The following is a 15,550-nucleotide window of genomic DNA, read 5'->3' as shown; positions in this document are numbered from 1 at the left end:
GGGCGCGGACGTCCCCGGCCTGGACGCCTCCACCAAGGCCCTGGTCGCCAGGTACCGGCAGCTGCGCGGGCGGAGCTGATCCGGCGTGAGCCGCCGCGGCAGCGCTTTCCGGGTGTCCTCCGTGCTGATCCCTTAGGGTTGGGCGACTTCAGGGGAGGAAGGGCGCATGGTGCACAGAGGGTTCGCCGCGGCGGTCGCGACGGCCGTGGTGGGGGTCTCGGCGGTGGGCTGCGGCGGCAGAGACCGGCCGGCGGAGGGAAAGAACGGTCTTCCCGCAAGGACCGCGCCCGCCTACAAGACGCTGTCGGACGTGCCGGAGCGGCTGGGCAGCGACGGTACGACCATCACGGTCGGCGACCCGGCCGCCCCCGTCACCGTGCACCTCTACGAGGACCCGCGGTGTCCGGTGTGCAAGCGGTTCGAGACCACCGGCGGTGCCCCGCGACTGCGTGCGGCGACCATCCGGCGGGAGACGAAGACCCTGTACACCCTGGCCTCCTTCCTGGACGGCCGGCTCGGCGGCAACGGGTCGAGGAAGGCGGTCAACGCCCTGCGGGCCGCGCTGGACAAGGGCAGGTTCGCCGAATACCACGACGTGCTGTACGCCCACCAGCCCGAGGAGAGCGTCGACGGGTTCACCGACGCCTGCCTGCTGAAGCTGGCCACCCGCGTCCCCGGGCTGCGCGGGCCGGACTTCGACTCGGCGGTGAAGACCATGAAGTACCGCTCGTTCGTGGACCGGGCCGAGGAGGTGTACGAGAAGGCGGGCGGAGCGCAGGACCCCCGGGGCCCCGGCACCCCCACCGCCGAGATCGACGACGTGCGCATCCCGGCCGAGTACAACGCCGTGCTGTTCGACGGCGACGCCTTCGCCGGTCTCCTCTCGAAGATCCGGGCTCACCCCGAGCAGTGGCGGAAGGCCGCGCCCTGACCGCCGTCAGGCCACCGCGCTCAGGGTGTCCGCGAGGCGTCGGCGCGCCGCGCGGGCCGCGGGCAGGGCGGCGAGTGCCGCCGCCCCGAGCACGGCGGCCGCGCCCAGCACGAGCAGCAGCGTGGGCGACGGGGACTGGGCGATACCGGCCCCGATACCGCTGGAACTGCCCTGGGCGTCGATCAGCCGACGGCCCAGCGGCAGCCCCAGTGCCGTGGCGGCGATCGCAGCGGCCAGGGCCGTACAGCTCGTCGCCGTGACGGTGATCGCGGTGATCTGCCGTGGCGACATGCCGATCGCCTTCAGGGCCAGCACGTCCCGCTCGCCCTCGCGGACGCTGCCGCCGATGGCGGTGAGCAACTCGACCAGCCCGATCAGGGCCAGCACGGCGATCAGTCCGGCGACGACGCCGCGCAGCGGGGACAGTCCGTCGGCCGGGTTCGTCACGGGGTGCACATCGAGGTGGCCCCGGCCGGCCCGGGCCAGCGCGGCGGCCACGCTCCGCGCGTCGGCACCGGGGCGCAGCCGCAGCTCCCAGAAGGCCGGGGTCAGCGCGGGGTCGTTCTCGCGAAGGGTGTCCAGGGAGGTGGTCACCACCCGGCCGGCGTTCTGCGGTTCGATGCTGCGGCCCACGATGTGCAGGATCTGCGGCCGGTCGCCCACCGTCATGCGCACCCAGTCACCGACCCGCGCGTGCAGCAGGTCCAGCAGGCCCTGGCCCGCCACCGCCTCGTCCGGCCCGCGGGCCGGACGGCCCTCGGCGAGGGCGTACGGGTAGGGCTCGGCGCGGGTGCCGACGCCGCGCAGCGCGATGGTGCCGGTCTGGCCCGGGACCAGCGCGGCGACCTCGACCCCGGGATAGGCGGCGGCGACCCGGAAGTCGCCGGTCAGCACGGACCGCACACCGGAGGCGTTCAGGGCGCCGTCCGTGCGGACGGTGAGCGAGGTGGGCAGCCCCATGCGGGCGGGGCTGCTGTGGAAGCGGTCGATCGTGGTCCAGGCGCTGAGCGCCACCACCATCAGCAGCAGCGGCAGCGTCAGCCGGGCCACGGTTGCCAGCGACCGGCCGCGCCCCGCGAACGCCTTGTGGCAGCCGAGGACCAGCGCGGCCGGCAGCCGCAGACCGAGCGCCCGCCGGGCCACACCGGTCAGCCGTCCGCCGGCCGGCGCGGCCCGGCGCGGCACCGGAACCGGCGGCACCCGGCCGGCCCGCCACGCCGCGAGACCTGTGGTCAGACTGATGAACAGCACCGCGCTCACGGGCACCGCGAACAGCGCCACGGTGTGCCCGGGGAGCCCCTGCCACACTCCCACGGCGTCGCCGAGCCGGCCCGGGATCCGGCGGCCGAGGGTCTCGGCGAGCGCGGCCGCGGCGGCCGAGCCGAGCAGCGCGTACGCCAGGTGCTGGAGCAGGAAGATCCGCACGACCTGGCCGGGCGTGAAGCCGATCGCCTTCAGCACCGAGATGTCGCGCAGATGCCCCCGGATGCGGGTGGTGATCGCCCCGTGCACGGCGAATCCGGCGGCGATCAGGGCGCCCAGTCCGAACAGGCCGAGCACCTGGCCCAGCAGCCGGTCGTCGCCCTGGGCCACCGAGCGTGCCTGCTGCCAGGTGGACACCTCCCCGACCGCGCCCGAACCCAGCACCGTGACGGCCCTCTGCACCAGGTAGTCCGTGTCGGCCGGGTCGGCGAGCCGGAGGCCGATCACCTGGCCGCCGGGGGTGCGCACGGCGGACGGCAGCGCCCAGACCAGGCCGGGCTGCTCGCCCGGGCTGTAGTGGGGCTCGGCGCTGTCCGCGATGCCCTCGACGGTCAGGGAGCGGGCCGTACCGGGCAGGGTGAGGGTGTCCCCGGGTTCGGCCAGCAATGCGCGCGCCAGGCTGCTCTCCAGCACCACGCCGTCCGGTTCGGCCGGATCCAGCCAGTGCCCGGAGGTGAGCAGCGGCCGCCCGACGGAGGGCAGCTGCGGGATGCCGCGCAGCTCCACGGAGGCACGGGTGCCGCGTACGGCGACGGTGGCGGACTCGGTGCGGTAGGGGCCGGCCACCGACTCGACCCCGTCCAGCCGGGCCAGCCTGCGGGCGTCGGCGGACGGCACCGTGTGAATCCACACGTGCGCCCCGCGGGCCTGGGTGAAGATCCGCTCCCAGGGGTTGGTGGCGTACCCGAACAGGGCGGTGGCCAGCAGCAGCGAGGCGACGATCCCGGCGGTGGCCAGCACGAGGAACAGCGCCTCGCCCCGATGCGTACGCAGGTCGGAGTGCGCCCATCGCAGGGCGGCCCGCACATCTCCGAGATCCGGCACCGTCAGTCCCTCAGCTCCAGCACGCCCGAGATCCCCGGTTTCCGGGAAGGGGTCGCGCCGTTCAGGGGCGCGTCGTCGGCTATGCGCCCGTCGAAGAAGCTGATCACGCGGTCGGCGGCGCTCGCGAGCCGGGCGTCGTGCGTGACGAGGACGATGCTCTGCCCGCGGCCGTGGAAGCGGGACAGCAGCCGCATCACCTCACGCGTGCCCTTGCTGTCCAGGCTGCCTGCGGGCTCGTCGGCCAGCAGCAGCGGGGGATGGTTGACCAGGGCGCGAGCGAGCGCGACCCGCTGCTGTTCGCCGCCGGACAGCTCGCCCGGCATGCTGCGCTCCTTGCCCGCGAGCCCGAGCTCGGCCAGCAGCTCCTCGCGTTCGGCGCGCGCCTTCTTCGGCGGGACGCCGGCGAGCAGGGCGGGCAGCTCGACGTTGTCGGCGACGGACAGGTTCGACACCAGGTTGAAGAACTGGAACACGATCCCGATGGCCTTGCGGCGCTCCACCGCCCAGCGCGCCTCGCCGAAGGAGTCCGTGCAGCGTCCGTCCAGCCAGATGCTGCCCCGGTCCGGCCGCTGCAGTCCGCCGAGCAGATGCAGCAGCGTGGACTTGCCGGCGCCGGACGGGCCGGTGATCGCGACGAACTCGCCGTGCGTCACGGACAGGTCGACCCCGCGCACGGCGTGCGCGGGCGCGCCCTCGCCGTGGTGGGTCTTCACCAGGCCCTCGGCCCGAAGCACCGGAACAGTGTCCTCGCTCATTCCAGTTCCTCCTGGCACCGCTCCAGCCAGTCGAGGTCGGCCTGCAGATGCAGCATCGCGCCCTCGATGAGCAGGTGGGCGATGCGGTTGTCCCGGTTCTCGGCCGCGGCCAGTTTCGACAGATTGCGCATGGTGTTGAGGTACTGGCGCCGCTGCTTGTTGATGAGGGCGATCTGGTCGGTGAGACCGGTCTGCGGGGCGAGGGCGAGCTTCATGAAGAACTCGTCCCGTACCCGCGGCTCGTCCTCGGTCTCCTCGAACCAGGCGTGCAGCGCCTCCCGCCCGGCGTCGGTGAGGTGGTAGACCTTCTTGTTGGGTCGGCTGGACTGCTCGACGTCCTCGCCCTCGATCAGTCCCGACTTCTCGAGACGGCCGAGGGTGACGTAGACCTGGCCGACGTTCGGCTGAGGGTACGCCGAGCCCAGCAGTTGCTCAAGGTCCTGCTTCAGCTCGTAACCATGGGCCGGGCCGCGGGCGAGGAGTGCCAGGAGGGGCAGGCGCACTCGTGCTGTCCTCCTGTCTGCTCAATGTGCTCCAGGCCCTAGTATCGCCCATACCTAACAGGTATACATGGCCTCTGACTCCCGGGCGAGGGTGCCCGGAGCCGTGTGTACGTGTTCAGGGAGGAACCTATGCGGTGGATGCGCGCCGCCGGTAGGGGTCTCCTCGTACTCGCGGTGGTCATGACCGGGTACGTCGCCGCCGGCGCCCATGCCGACGAGGGCGCGGACGAGGGGCGCGGACCGCTCACCCTGGCCACCGCCGGTGATCTCACCGGCTATCTGGCCCCGCTGCTCCAGGGCTGGAACCGCACCCACCCCGGAGAGAAGGTCACCCTCGTCGAGCTCCCGGACTCCGCCGACGAGACCCACGCGCAGATGACCACCGATCTGCGCGGCGGCGACCGGGGCCGCTTCGACGTCCTCAACATCGACGTCAACTGGACCTCCGAGTTCGCGGCGGCCGGCTGGATCCGCCCGCTGCCGCGCGACCGCTTCCCGCTGAAGAGCTTCCTGCCGCCGGTCGTGGACACGGCCACCTACGACGGCCGCCTGTACGCGGTCCCGTATGTGACGAATGCCGGACTCCTCCTGTACCGCAAGGACATCCTCGCCAAGGAGGGCGTGCCCCCGCCGCGTACCTGGGCCGAGTTGGAGCACGACGCCAAGACCATCGCGCCCAAGTACGGACTCGACGGCTACGCGGGACAGTTCCTGCCGTACGAGGGCCTCACCGTCAACGCTGCCGAGGCCGTCTACTCGGCGGGCGGCACGATCCTGGGCGGTGAGGGCACCCGGGTCACCGTCGACTCCGCGGCCGCGCGCGAGGGCATCGGCTTCCTCGCCCGCGGTGTGCGCGAGGGCTGGATACCGAAGGCGGCGCTGACATACAAGGAGGAGGAGTCCAAGCGGGCCTTCCAGGACGGCAGGCTCCTCTTCCTGCGCAACTGGCCCTACGCCTACGCCGTCGCCTCCGCCAGGGGATCCAAGGTCGCCGGGAAGATCGGCGCCCTACCGATCCCCGGACCCGACGGGCCGGGCACCAGTGTGCTCGGCGGCTCCGACCTCGCTGTCAACTCCCATACCCGGCATCCCGATTCGGCCGCACGGCTGATCGCCTACCTCACCAGCGCGCCCGTCCAGCGACAGGTGCTCACCCGGGGCTCGCTGCCGCCCGTGCGTGCCGCGCTGTACGAAGATCCCGCACTGATCCGGCGGTTCCCCTACCTGCCGACGCTGCGCACCGCCGTGCTCACCGCCCGGCCGCGCCCCAAGAGCCCGCACTACGACCAGGTCAGCCTGGTGGTGCAGGCGGTGATGCAGGACGCGCTCACCGGGCGCGAGACTCCCGAGCAGGCGGTGCGCCGGCTCGCGCGCGAACTCGACGCGATCGCCCGTCGCTAGTTTCCGCCTAGTTACTTGTTAGGTAACGCGCGGATCTCATCTCGGCTTTCAATGCCCTAGTAAGTCCGAATTTATAACCTCAACTCACCAGTAGCTTTCGTTCTTTTCGTTGACATCCTCGCGACACGGCTACCTAACATGCATGCATAACCGCTGCACTGCGCAGCTGGCCCTTCAGAGAGACAGGCACAAGGGTTGAACAGGCATCATTGGTGGCGTGACGCGGTGATCTACCAGGTCTACGTCCGCAGCTTTCTCGACAGCACCGGCGACGGCGTCGGCGATCTGGCCGGTGTCCGGGCCGGACTGCCGTACCTCAAGAAGCTCGGCGTCGACGGCATCTGGCTGAGCCCGTTCTACCCCTCGCCGCAGCACGACCACGGCTACGACGTGGCCGACTACTGCGACGTCGACCCGGTCTTCGGCGACCTCGCGGAGTTCGACCTGCTGATGGCGGCGGCCCGGCGACTCGGTGTCAAGGTGCTCCTCGACATCGTCCCGAACCACTGCTCCGTCGAGCACCCCTGGTTCCGCGAGGCACTGGAGAGCGCCCCCGGCAGCCCGGCCCGCGCCCGCTTCCACTTCGCCGACGGGCGCGGCCCCGACGGTGCCGAACCGCCCAACAACTGGCACGCCATGTTCGGCGGCCCCGCGTGGACCCGGGTCGGCGACGGCCAGTGGTACCTGCACATGTTCACGCCCGAGCAGCCCGACTGGAACTGGCGCGCCCCCGAGGTCGCCGAGGAGTTCGACCGCGTCCTGCGCTTCTGGCTCGACCGGGGCGTGGACGGCTTCCGCATCGATGTGGCCGCCGGGCTGTTCAAGCACCCCGACCTGCCCGACTCCGACGACCCGGAGGCCGACGCCCGCACCCGCGACTCGGTCAACCCGCTCGCCTGGAACCAGCCCGAGGTGCACGAGGTGTGGCGCCGCTGGCGCGCCCTGTGCGAGGAGTACACCGCACGCGACGGCCGTGAACGCCTCCTCGTCGGCGAGGTCTCCGTTCCCACCGCCCGCGAACACGCCCTCTACGTCCGCCGGGACGAACTCCACCAGGCCTTCTTCTTCGACCTGCTCGGCGCTCCCTGGGACGCCGACGCCTTCCGCAAGGTCATCTCCGAGGCCATGCAGGACATCGCCGGCACCGGCTCGACCGTCACCTGGGTCCTCAACAACCACGACCAGGTCCGCACCGTCACCCGCTACGGCGAACCCGCCCCCGAGGGCAGCGGCCTCGGCGCCGCCCGCGCCCGCGCCGCCGCCCTGCTGATGCTGGCGCTGCCCGGCGCCGCGTACATCTACCAGGGCGAGGAACTGGGCCTGCCCGAGGTCGTCGACCTGCCCGACGACGTCCTCACCGACCCGATATTCCGCCGCACCGGCAGCCGCGCGCGGATCCGCGACGGCTGCCGGGTGCCGCTGCCCTGGTCCGGGCAGGCCTCCCCGTTCGGCTTCACCTCCGGTGTCGACGGTGTGAAGCCCTGGCTGCCGCAGCCGGAGTACTTCGCCGAGTACGCCACCGACCGTGCCCTCGCCGACACCCGCTCCTTCTGGCACCTGTACCGCGAGGGCCTCCAGCTCCGGCGATCCCTGCCGCAGTTGGGCGAAGGCGAACTGCACTGGGTGGACACCGCGCCCGGCGTCCTCGCCTTCAGCCGCGGCGACGGCCTGGTCTGCGCCGTCAACTTCGGTACGGCGCCCGTGCCCGCCCCCGTCTCCGGCACCCCCCTGCTCTCCAGCGGCCCCTGCCCGGCCGGCGTCCTGCCCGGCGCCACGGCCGCGTGGTGGCTCAGCGACCTGTGATCAACCGTCTCTCGAAAAGGACATCGACGATGATGCGACGCCGTACCACCCTGCTCACCAGTTGCACAGCACTCGCCCTCGCCCTCGGCGCGACCGCCTGCGGCGGCGGACCCGTCTCCGCCGGCGGCGGCGACAAGGCGCTCAGTGGCCAGACCGTCACCGTGGCCGGCGTCTGGTCCGGCAGCGAGCAGAAGAACTTCCAGAAGGTGCTGGACGCGTTCACCGCGAAGACCGGCGCCAAGACCCAGTTCGTCTCCACCGGCGACAACGTCTCCACGGTCGTCGGCAGCAAGATCGAGGGCGGCAACGCGCCCGACGTCGTAATGGTCCCGCAGGTCGGCGTCCTGCAGCAGTTCGCGAAGAAGGGCTGGCTCAAGCCGCTCTCGCCGACCGCCCAGCAGACCATCACCGCCGACTACGCGCCCGTGTGGAAGCAGTACGGCAGTGTCGACGGCACCCTCTACGGCCTCTACTTCAAGGCCGCCCACAAGTCCACCGTCTGGTACAGCCCCGAGGCGCTCGCCCAGGCCGGGGTCAAGCCGCCGAAGACGTACGACGAGATGCTCAAGGACGGGCACACCGTCTCCGACTCCGGGCTCGCCGCCTTCGCCATCGGCGGCGAGGACGGCTGGACCCTCACCGACTGGTTCGAGAACATCTACCTCTCCCAGGCCGGACCCCAGAAGTACGACGCCCTCGCCGCGCACAAGCTGAAGTGGACGGATGCCTCGGTCGTCAAGGCGCTCACCACGCTCGGCAAGCTGTTCAAGGACAAGCAGCTCATCGCGGGCGGCCAGAAGGAGGCCCTGAACACCGACTTCCCCGGGTCGGTCGAGAAGGTGTTCGGGCCCAAGCCCCAGGCCGGCATGGTCTACGAGGGCGACTTCGTGGCCGGGGTCGCGCACGACCAGTTCGGCAAGACGATCGGCAAGGACGCGAACTTCTTCCCGTTCCCGGCGGTCGACGGCGGCACCGCACCGGTGGTCAGCGGCGGTGACGCTGCGGTCGTCCTCAAGGACGGCAAGAACAGCAAGGCCGGCATGAAGCTCCTGGAGTACCTGGCCACGCCCGAGGCGGCGGCCGTCTGGGCGAAGGCGGGCGGCTTCCTCTCCCCGAACAGGAAACTCGACCTCGCCTCCTACGGCGACGATGTCACTCGCGCCACCGCCAAGTCCCTCATCGACGCCGGCGACTCGGTCCGCTTCGACATGTCCGACCAGGCGCCGGCGGCCTTCGGCGGCACCAAGGGCGCGGGGGAGTGGAAGCTGCTCCAGGACTTCCTGCGCGATCCGTCGGACCCCAAGGGCACGGCGGCGAAGCTGGAGTCGGCCGCGGCGAAGGCCTACCAGGACTGAACATGGCCGCCACCACTGTCGTGAAACAGCGGGCGGCCGAGCCGGCCGCCGCCGGCGTGGCGCGTGGGCGCCGCGGCCGGCGGCGCGCCCGGCTGATCGCCCTGCTCTTCGTCTTCCCCGCGCTGCTCCTGCTCGGCGCGCTCGTCGTCTACCCGGTGCTCTTCTCCGTGGGCCGCAGCTTCTTCGACGCCTCCGGCACCCGCTTCGTCGGCGGCGACAACTACGCCGAGATGTTCCGGGACCCGGCGACCCTGAAGGCCATCCGCAACACCACCATCTGGGTCGTCGTGGCCCCTGCCCTGCTGACCGGCCTGGGCCTCATCCTGGCCGTCCTGGTGGAGAAGGTCCGCTGGGCCACCGCCTTCAAGCTGCTGCTCTTCATGCCGATGGCGGTGTCCTTCCTGGCCGCCGGCATCATCTTCCGGCTGGCCTACGACGAGGACCCGAACAAGGGCGTGCTGAACGCGGCCGTGGTCTCCGTCCACGACGCCTTCGAGGGCACCTCGGCGTACCCGACGGCGCGCGGCCGAGCGGGCCTGCTGACCCAGGATCGGGACGGCTCGTACCGTACGACCGCCGCCACCGGGCACTCGGTGGCGCTCCCGATGGTCGGCGTGCTGCCCAAGGACCTGCCCGAGGGCGCCGAGGCAGCCGCGGCGGCGGCCTCGCGCCCGGCGGCGCCCGGCGAGCTGCGCGGTGTCGTCTACCTGGACTTCACCCCCGGCGGCGGGGGCAGGCAGGGCAAGGTCGACCCCAAGGAGAGCGGCCTGCCCGGCATGAGGGTGCAGGCGGTGCGTGACGGGCGGACGGTTGCGAGCGCGACCACCGCGGCCGACGGCTCCTTCCGCTTCTCCGGACTGCGCGCCGGCTCCTACACGGTGAAGCTGCCGGCGTCCAACTTCGCCCAGCCCTACCAGGGCGTCTCCTGGCTCGGGCCGACGCTCGTGACCCCGGCGATCATCGGCGCCTATCTGTGGATCTGGACCGGCTTCGCGATGGTCCTGATCGGCGCCGGCCTGTCCACGCTGCCCCGGGACGCGCTGGAGGCGGCCCGGATGGACGGCGCGAACGAGTGGCAGATCTTCCGCAGGATCACGGTCCCCCTGCTGGCGCCCGTCCTGACGGTCGTCTTCGTCACGCTCGTGATCAACGTGATGAAGGTCTTCGACCTCGTCTACATCATCGCGCCCGGGCCGGTGCAGGAGGACGCCACGGTGCTCGCCACCCAGATGTGGCTGGTGTCCTTCGGCGGCGGCAACAACCAGGGCCTGGGCAGCGCCCTCGGCGTGCTCCTGCTGCTGCTGGTGATCCCCGCGATGGTCTTCAACGTCCGCCGTTTCCGAAGGAGTCAGCGATGAGGAGTCAGCGATGAACGCGATCAGGCGGGGCCTGGGCAACGGTCTGGTGCAGGCCTTCCTGGTGGTGATCGGCCTGGTCTGGCTGACCCCGCTGGCCGGACTCTTCGTGTCCTCCCTGCGCTCGGCCCAGGACACCGCGAAGGGCGGCTGGTGGACGGCGCTCAGCAGCCCCGGCCAGCTGTCCTTCGGCAACTACACGGCGCTGCTGAAGAACTCCGGCATGACGCAGGCCTTCTGGAACACGGTGCTGATCTCGGTTCCGGCCACCACCCTCGTCGTGGTCATCGCCGCGCTCGCCGGATACGCCTTCGCCTGGCTGGACTTCCCGCTGAGGGAGCCCCTCTTCCTGCTGGTGGTGGCCCTACTGGTGGTGCCGGTGCAGATCGGTCTGCTGCCGGTGGCCAAACTCTTCGGCGCGCTCGGCCTGTTCGGCACGATCCCCGGAGTCGTCCTCTTCCACGTCGCCTACGGCCTGCCCTTCGCGGTGTTCCTGCTGCGGAACTACTTCGCGGAGATGCCGAAGGAGATGCTGGAGGCGGCCCGGATGGACGGTGGCAGCGAGTGGCGCATCTTCACCCGCCTGGTCCTGCCGGTGGGCCGGCCCGCCATCGCCTCGCTCGCCATCTTCCAGTTCCTCTGGGTCTGGAACGACATGCTGGTGGCGCTGCTGTTCGCCGACAGCTCCGCACAGCCGCTGACGGTGGAACTCCAGTCCCAGATCCGGCAGTTCGGCAGCAACATCGACGTCCTGGCCCCGGGCGCCTTCCTGTCCCTGATCGTGCCGGTGGTGGTGTTCTTCGCCTTCCAGCGGCACTTCGTGCAGGGCGTGATGGCGGGCTCGGTCAAGTGACCGACCCCGCCCGGCTCACCCGTGCGTACGGCGCCAGGCGCTGCCCCTGTAGGAGCACGTGATCGGCGTACCGCTCGCGGTGACGGTCGGTCCGGGCGGTCGGACGGTTCTCGTCCGGGTGACGCGCCCGGGCGCCGGCTCGGCGGTCACGGGGGCGTCGGCACCGACGCCTTGGCTGCGCCGCCGGACCGGCCGCAGCCGGCCGCGCCGGCGGCCGGCAGCGTGACACCGGCGGCCCATGGGCGCACACGCCGGTACGGGCGCTTGTACGCGTTCACTCCCGCCCTCTGCGGGCTGTGCGGTGTCAGCCGTGGAAGGTGATGTAGCCGTTGCCGTCCCGGTCGTCGCGGGACTTGGTGTAGGCGTGGGTGTCCGCGTGGGCGCCGGAGGGCTTGGAGAGGTGGACGGTGTCCTTGTCGTTGTTCCAGAGGAAGTTGCAGTTCTGGCGGTAGACGACGTTCTTCGCGTCCGAGTCGGTGCCGCGGCCACCGCGCAGCTTCACGTAGTCGCCGGGCTCGAGGTAGTGGTTGGACGGGAAGGTGAACCGGTTGCCGGTGGCGTCCTTGACGACGTAGCCCCTGAGGTTCACGGTCGTCGTGCGCGAGTAGTTCTTGATCGTCAGGTACTCGTCGCGGGTGTTGCCCGTACGACAGTTGTTGGAGTCCCGCCCCGGCGCGTCGTACTGGACGCCCTTGATCTTCAGGGCGGAGGAGTACTCGGTGGCCCGGGCCGGCGCCGCGACGACGACGCCGAGCGTTCCGGCCGTGACGGTGGCGGCGAGCGCGAGGCGTACACGCATGAGGCCCCCCTCGGTGGTGCGGATGCAGCGCCTGGAGCCTACACAAAAGTTGACCGGTGCATGGATATCCGGTGGAGATTGTGTGAAGCACCGGTGAGGGGGGCTCAGTGGATCACGGCGACGCCGGCGGATACAGCGACCTGGGCAGCTGCGAGGCAGCCGCCGCGTCCAGCAGCCACAGCGTGCGCGAGCGGCCGTACGCCCCGGCCGCCGGCGCCTGGATCTCGCCCGCGCCCGACAGAGCGATGGCCACGGCCTCCGCCTTGTCCTCGCCGGCCGCGAGGAGCCAGACCTCACGGGCTGAGCGGATCGCCGGGAGGGTGAGCGAGATCCGGGTCGGTGGCGGCTTCGGCGCGCCGTGCACACCGATCACCGCGCGCTCGGCCTCCCGCACCCCCGGATGCTCCGGGAAGAGCGAGGCCACGTGGGTGTCCGGGCCGACGCCCAGCATCAGCACGTCGAAGGTGGGCACCGGACCGTGGTTCTCCGGACCGGCGGCCTTCGCCAGCTCCGCCGCGTACACCTCCGCCGCCGCCTCGACGTCCGTCCCGTACGGCCCGTCGGAGGCGGGCATGGCGTGCACGCGCTCCGGGTCCAGGGGTACGGCGTCCAGCAGGGCCTCGCGGGCCTGCGTGACATTGCGCTCGGGGTCGCCCTCGGGCAGATACCGCTCGTCGCCCCACCACAGGTCCAGGCGCGCCCAGTCGATGGCGTCCCGGGCCGGTGCCGCCGCCAGCGCGGCCAGCAGGCCGTTGCCGTTGCGGCCGCCCGTGAGGACCACGGACGCGGTGCCCCGGGAGGCCTGCGCGTCCACGATCTTCGTGATCAGGCGGGCCGCGGCGGCCTGCGCCATCAGCTCCTTGTCGCGGTGGACGACCAGCTGCGGAGTGCTCACTTCGCCGTCGCCTTCCTCGCCGGTGCCTTCTTCGCGGTCTTGGCCGCCGCCTTCCTCGCGGGCGCCTCGGCCGCCTCCTCCTCGGACCCGGGCTCGGCCACCGGCGCACTCGGCGCAGGCTGCTGCTCCGGAACCGTGCTCAGCCGCTCCACGCCGTAGCGCAGCGCCGACGCGTAGGTGTCGTCCGGGTCGAGCCGGCGCAGCTCCTCCGCGATCAGCTCGGCGGTGTCCCTCCGCTTCAGCGCCACCGCGCGGTTCGGCTGCCCCTGGACGGACAGCGTGGCCAGCGTGCCGTCCGCGCGGTCCAGGACGATCGGGCCGCAGGTGGTGTCCATGCGCACCGCGGTGAGGCCCGGGCCGCCCGACAACGACCGCTTCACCGGGACGTCCAGCCGCTCCGCGAGCCACATCGCCAGCAGCTCACAGCTCGGGTTGAACTCCTCGCCCTCCACCTCGACGGCCTTCACCTCGCAGCTGACCTGGTCGAGTGCGGCCGCAAGCATGGAACGCCACGGGGTGATCCGCGTCCAGGACAGGTCGGTGTCGCCGGGGGTGTAGGCCGCGGCGCGGGCGGACAGCTCCCGCACGGGCTGCTCGGCCGCGTAGGTGTCGGTGACCCGGCGCTGGGCGAGCGCGCCCAGCGGGTCCTTCGCCGGATCGAGCGGCGCGTTCACCGGCCACCACACCACCACCGGCGCGTCCGGCAGCAGCAGCGGCAGGACGACCGAGTCGGCGTGGCCCACGACCTCGCCGTACAGCCGCAGCACGACCGTCTCGCCGGTCCCCGCGTCCGCGCCCACCCGTACCTCGGCGTCGAGACGCGAGGACGTGCGGTCGCGGGGGGTGCGGGAGACCCGCTTGACGACCACCAGCGTGCGCGAGGGATGCTCGCGCGAGGCGTCGTTGGCGGCCTTCAGAGCGTCGTAGGCGTTCTCCTCGTCGGTGACGATGACGAGGGTGAGCACCATGCCGACGGCGGGCGTCCCGATGGCCCGGCGGCCCCGCACGAGCGCCTTGTTGATGTCGCCGGCGGTGGTGTCGGTCAGGTCGATCTTCATGGCCTGCGCCAGCTCCGTCCGTCTCGTGCGAGCATCTCGTCCGCCTCCGCCGGGCCCCAGGTGCCCGACTTGTACTGCGCGGGCCTGCCGTGCTTGTCCCAGTACGCCTCGATCGGGTCGAGGATCTTCCAGGACAGCTCGACCTCCTCCGTGCGCGGGAAGAGGTTGGCGTCGCCCAGCAGCACGTCCAGGATCAGCCGCTCGTACGCCTCCGGGCTGGACTCCGTGAAGGACTCGCCGTAGGCGAAGTCCATGGAGACGTCCCGGATCTCCATCGAGGTGCCCGGCACCTTGGAGCCGAAGCGGACCGTGACGCCCTCGTCCGGCTGCACCCGGATGACGACGGCGTTCTGGCCCAGCTCCTCCGTCGCCGTGGTGTCGAAGGGGGAGTGCGGAGCCCGCTGGAAGACGACCGCGATCTCCGTCACCCGGCGGCCGAGGCGCTTGCCGGTGCGCAGATAGAACGGGACGCCCGCCCAGCGGCGGTTGTCGATCTCCAGCTTGATCGCGGCGTACGTGTCGGTCTTCGACTTCGGGTCGATGCCCTCCTCCTCGAGGTAGCCGATGACCTTCTCGCCGCCCTGCCAGCCGCCCGCGTACTGCCCGCGCACGGTGCTGCGACCCAGGTCCTTGGGCAGCCGTACCGCGCCGAGCACCTTCTCCTTCTCCGCGGCCAGCGCGTCCGCGCCGAAGGACGCCGGCTCCTCCATGGCGGTGAGCGCCATGAGCTGGAGCAGGTGGTTCTGGATGACGTCACGGGCGGCGCCGATGCCGTCGTAGTAGCCGGCCCGGCCGCCGATGCCGATGTCCTCGGCCATGGTGATCTGCACGTGGTCCACGAAGGACCGGTTCCAGACCGGCTCGAACATCGTGTTGGCGAAGCGCAGCGCCAGGATGTTCTGGACGGTCTCCTTGCCGAGGTAGTGGTCGATCCGGAACACCTGCTCCGGCTCGAACACCTCGTGCACGACCTTGTTCAGTTCCTCGGCCGACCTCAGGTCGTGCCCGAACGGCTTCTCGATGACCGCGCGCCGCCAGGAACCGCCCGACTGCTCGGCCAGACCGTGCTTCTTCAGCTGCTGGATGACCACCGGGAACGAGCGTGGCGGCACCGACAGGTAGAAGGCGAAGTTGCCGCCCGTGCCCTGGGCCTTGTCCAGCTCCTCGATGGTGCCGCGCAGCCGCTCGAAGGCCTCGTCGTCGTCGAAGGTGCCCTGGACGAAGCGCATCCCCTGCAGGAGCTGCTGCCAGACCTCCTCGCGGAACGGAGTGCGCGAGTGCTCCTTCACCGCGTCGTGCACGACCTCGGCGAAGTCCTCGTGCTCCCAGTCGCGGCGGGCGAAGCCCACCAGCGAGAATCCCGGCGGCAGCAGACCCCGGTTGGCGAGGTCGTACACCGCGGGCATCAGCTTCTTGCGGGAAAGGTCGCCGGTGACCCCGAAGATGACCAGGCCCGACGGCCCCGCGATACGCGGGAGCCGTCGGTCGGCCGGGTCACGAAGCGGGTTCGCTCCCGAACCGGAAAGGGGTGACAA

13 protein-coding genes are annotated in these 15,550 nt (G+C 71.5%); 6 read left to right on the top strand and 7 right to left on the bottom strand.

Translation table 11 applies throughout. The features are described 5' to 3' along the window. The first annotated feature begins 166 nt into the window (after positions 1–166). Positions 167–931 carry a DsbA family protein gene (locus AC5WRT_RS18955; RefSeq protein WP_496096035.1) on the top strand — a complete coding sequence of 255 codons (765 nt, stop codon included), beginning with the start codon at positions 167–169 and terminating at the stop codon, positions 929–931. Positions 932–937: 6 nt separating this feature from the next. Here AC5WRT_RS18955 and AC5WRT_RS18950 read toward each other — a convergent pair whose 3' ends face one another. The 3 genes from AC5WRT_RS18950 to AC5WRT_RS18940 are packed head-to-tail and all read right to left on the bottom strand — an operon-like array spanning position 938 to position 4,496. Continuing rightward, positions 938–3,220, bottom strand: coding sequence for an FtsX-like permease family protein (locus AC5WRT_RS18950; RefSeq protein WP_496096038.1), 2,283 nt, complete (start codon positions 3,218–3,220; stop codon positions 938–940). Positions 3,221–3,240: 20 nt separating this feature from the next. Then, positions 3,241–3,993, bottom strand: a complete 753-nt coding sequence (locus AC5WRT_RS18945) for an ABC transporter ATP-binding protein (RefSeq protein WP_496096034.1) — start codon at positions 3,991–3,993, stop codon at positions 3,241–3,243. Further along, positions 3,990–4,496, bottom strand: coding sequence for a PadR family transcriptional regulator (locus AC5WRT_RS18940; protein WP_496096033.1), 507 nt, complete (start codon positions 4,494–4,496; stop codon positions 3,990–3,992). Before AC5WRT_RS18940 ends, AC5WRT_RS18945 begins: the two co-directional genes overlap by 4 nt. 129 nt (positions 4,497–4,625) lie before the next feature. Here AC5WRT_RS18940 and AC5WRT_RS18935 point away from each other — a divergent pair, with 129 nt between their 5' ends. The 5 genes from AC5WRT_RS18935 to AC5WRT_RS18915 all read left to right on the top strand — a co-directional run bounded on the left by AC5WRT_RS18935 (position 4,626) and on the right by AC5WRT_RS18915 (position 11,263). Then, positions 4,626–5,897 (top strand): ABC transporter substrate-binding protein, encoded by a 1,272-nt coding sequence (locus tag AC5WRT_RS18935; RefSeq protein WP_496096032.1) that lies wholly within the window; start codon positions 4,626–4,628, stop codon positions 5,895–5,897. Positions 5,898–6,092: 195 nt separating this feature from the next. Further along, positions 6,093–7,700 carry a glycoside hydrolase family 13 protein gene (locus AC5WRT_RS18930; RefSeq protein ID WP_496096031.1) on the top strand — a complete coding sequence of 536 codons (1,608 nt, stop codon included), beginning with the start codon at positions 6,093–6,095 and terminating at the stop codon, positions 7,698–7,700. 29 nt (positions 7,701–7,729) lie between these two features. Beyond that, positions 7,730–9,055 (top strand): ABC transporter substrate-binding protein, encoded by a 1,326-nt coding sequence (locus AC5WRT_RS18925; protein ID WP_496096030.1) that lies wholly within the window; start codon positions 7,730–7,732, stop codon positions 9,053–9,055. Between the two features lie 2 nt (positions 9,056–9,057). Continuing rightward, positions 9,058–10,413, top strand: coding sequence for an ABC transporter permease subunit (locus AC5WRT_RS18920; RefSeq protein ID WP_496096029.1), 1,356 nt, complete (start codon positions 9,058–9,060; stop codon positions 10,411–10,413). A 10-nt stretch (positions 10,414–10,423) separates the two neighbouring features. Next, positions 10,424–11,263, top strand: a complete 840-nt coding sequence (locus AC5WRT_RS18915; RefSeq protein ID WP_496096028.1) for a carbohydrate ABC transporter permease — start codon at positions 10,424–10,426, stop codon at positions 11,261–11,263. Between the two features lie 304 nt (positions 11,264–11,567). On the opposite strand, the gene AC5WRT_RS18910 is transcribed toward AC5WRT_RS18915, so the two are convergent. The 4 genes from AC5WRT_RS18910 to zwf form a co-directional block, all read right to left on the bottom strand. Beyond that, on the bottom strand, positions 11,568–12,062 hold the full coding sequence (locus AC5WRT_RS18910) for a lamin tail domain-containing protein (protein WP_496100424.1): 495 nt from the start codon (positions 12,060–12,062) through the stop codon (positions 11,568–11,570). 112 nt (positions 12,063–12,174) lie between these two features. Further along, positions 12,175–12,957 (bottom strand): 6-phosphogluconolactonase, encoded by a 783-nt coding sequence (pgl, locus tag AC5WRT_RS18905; protein WP_496096026.1) that lies wholly within the window; start codon positions 12,955–12,957, stop codon positions 12,175–12,177. Continuing rightward, positions 12,954–14,015, bottom strand: coding sequence for a glucose-6-phosphate dehydrogenase assembly protein OpcA (gene opcA, locus AC5WRT_RS18900; RefSeq protein ID WP_496096025.1), 1,062 nt, complete (start codon positions 14,013–14,015; stop codon positions 12,954–12,956). The genes pgl and opcA overlap by 4 nt, the downstream gene beginning before the upstream one ends. Beyond that, entirely contained in the window at positions 14,012–15,550 is a 1,539-nt protein-coding gene (zwf, locus tag AC5WRT_RS18895; protein WP_496096024.1) for a glucose-6-phosphate dehydrogenase, read from the bottom strand. The genes opcA and zwf overlap by 4 nt, the downstream gene beginning before the upstream one ends.

Source organism: Streptomyces sp. NTD91 (assembly GCF_059510455.1).
Note: the sequence above shows the minus strand (reverse complement) of the source record. Positions and strands in the feature narration are given on the sequence as shown.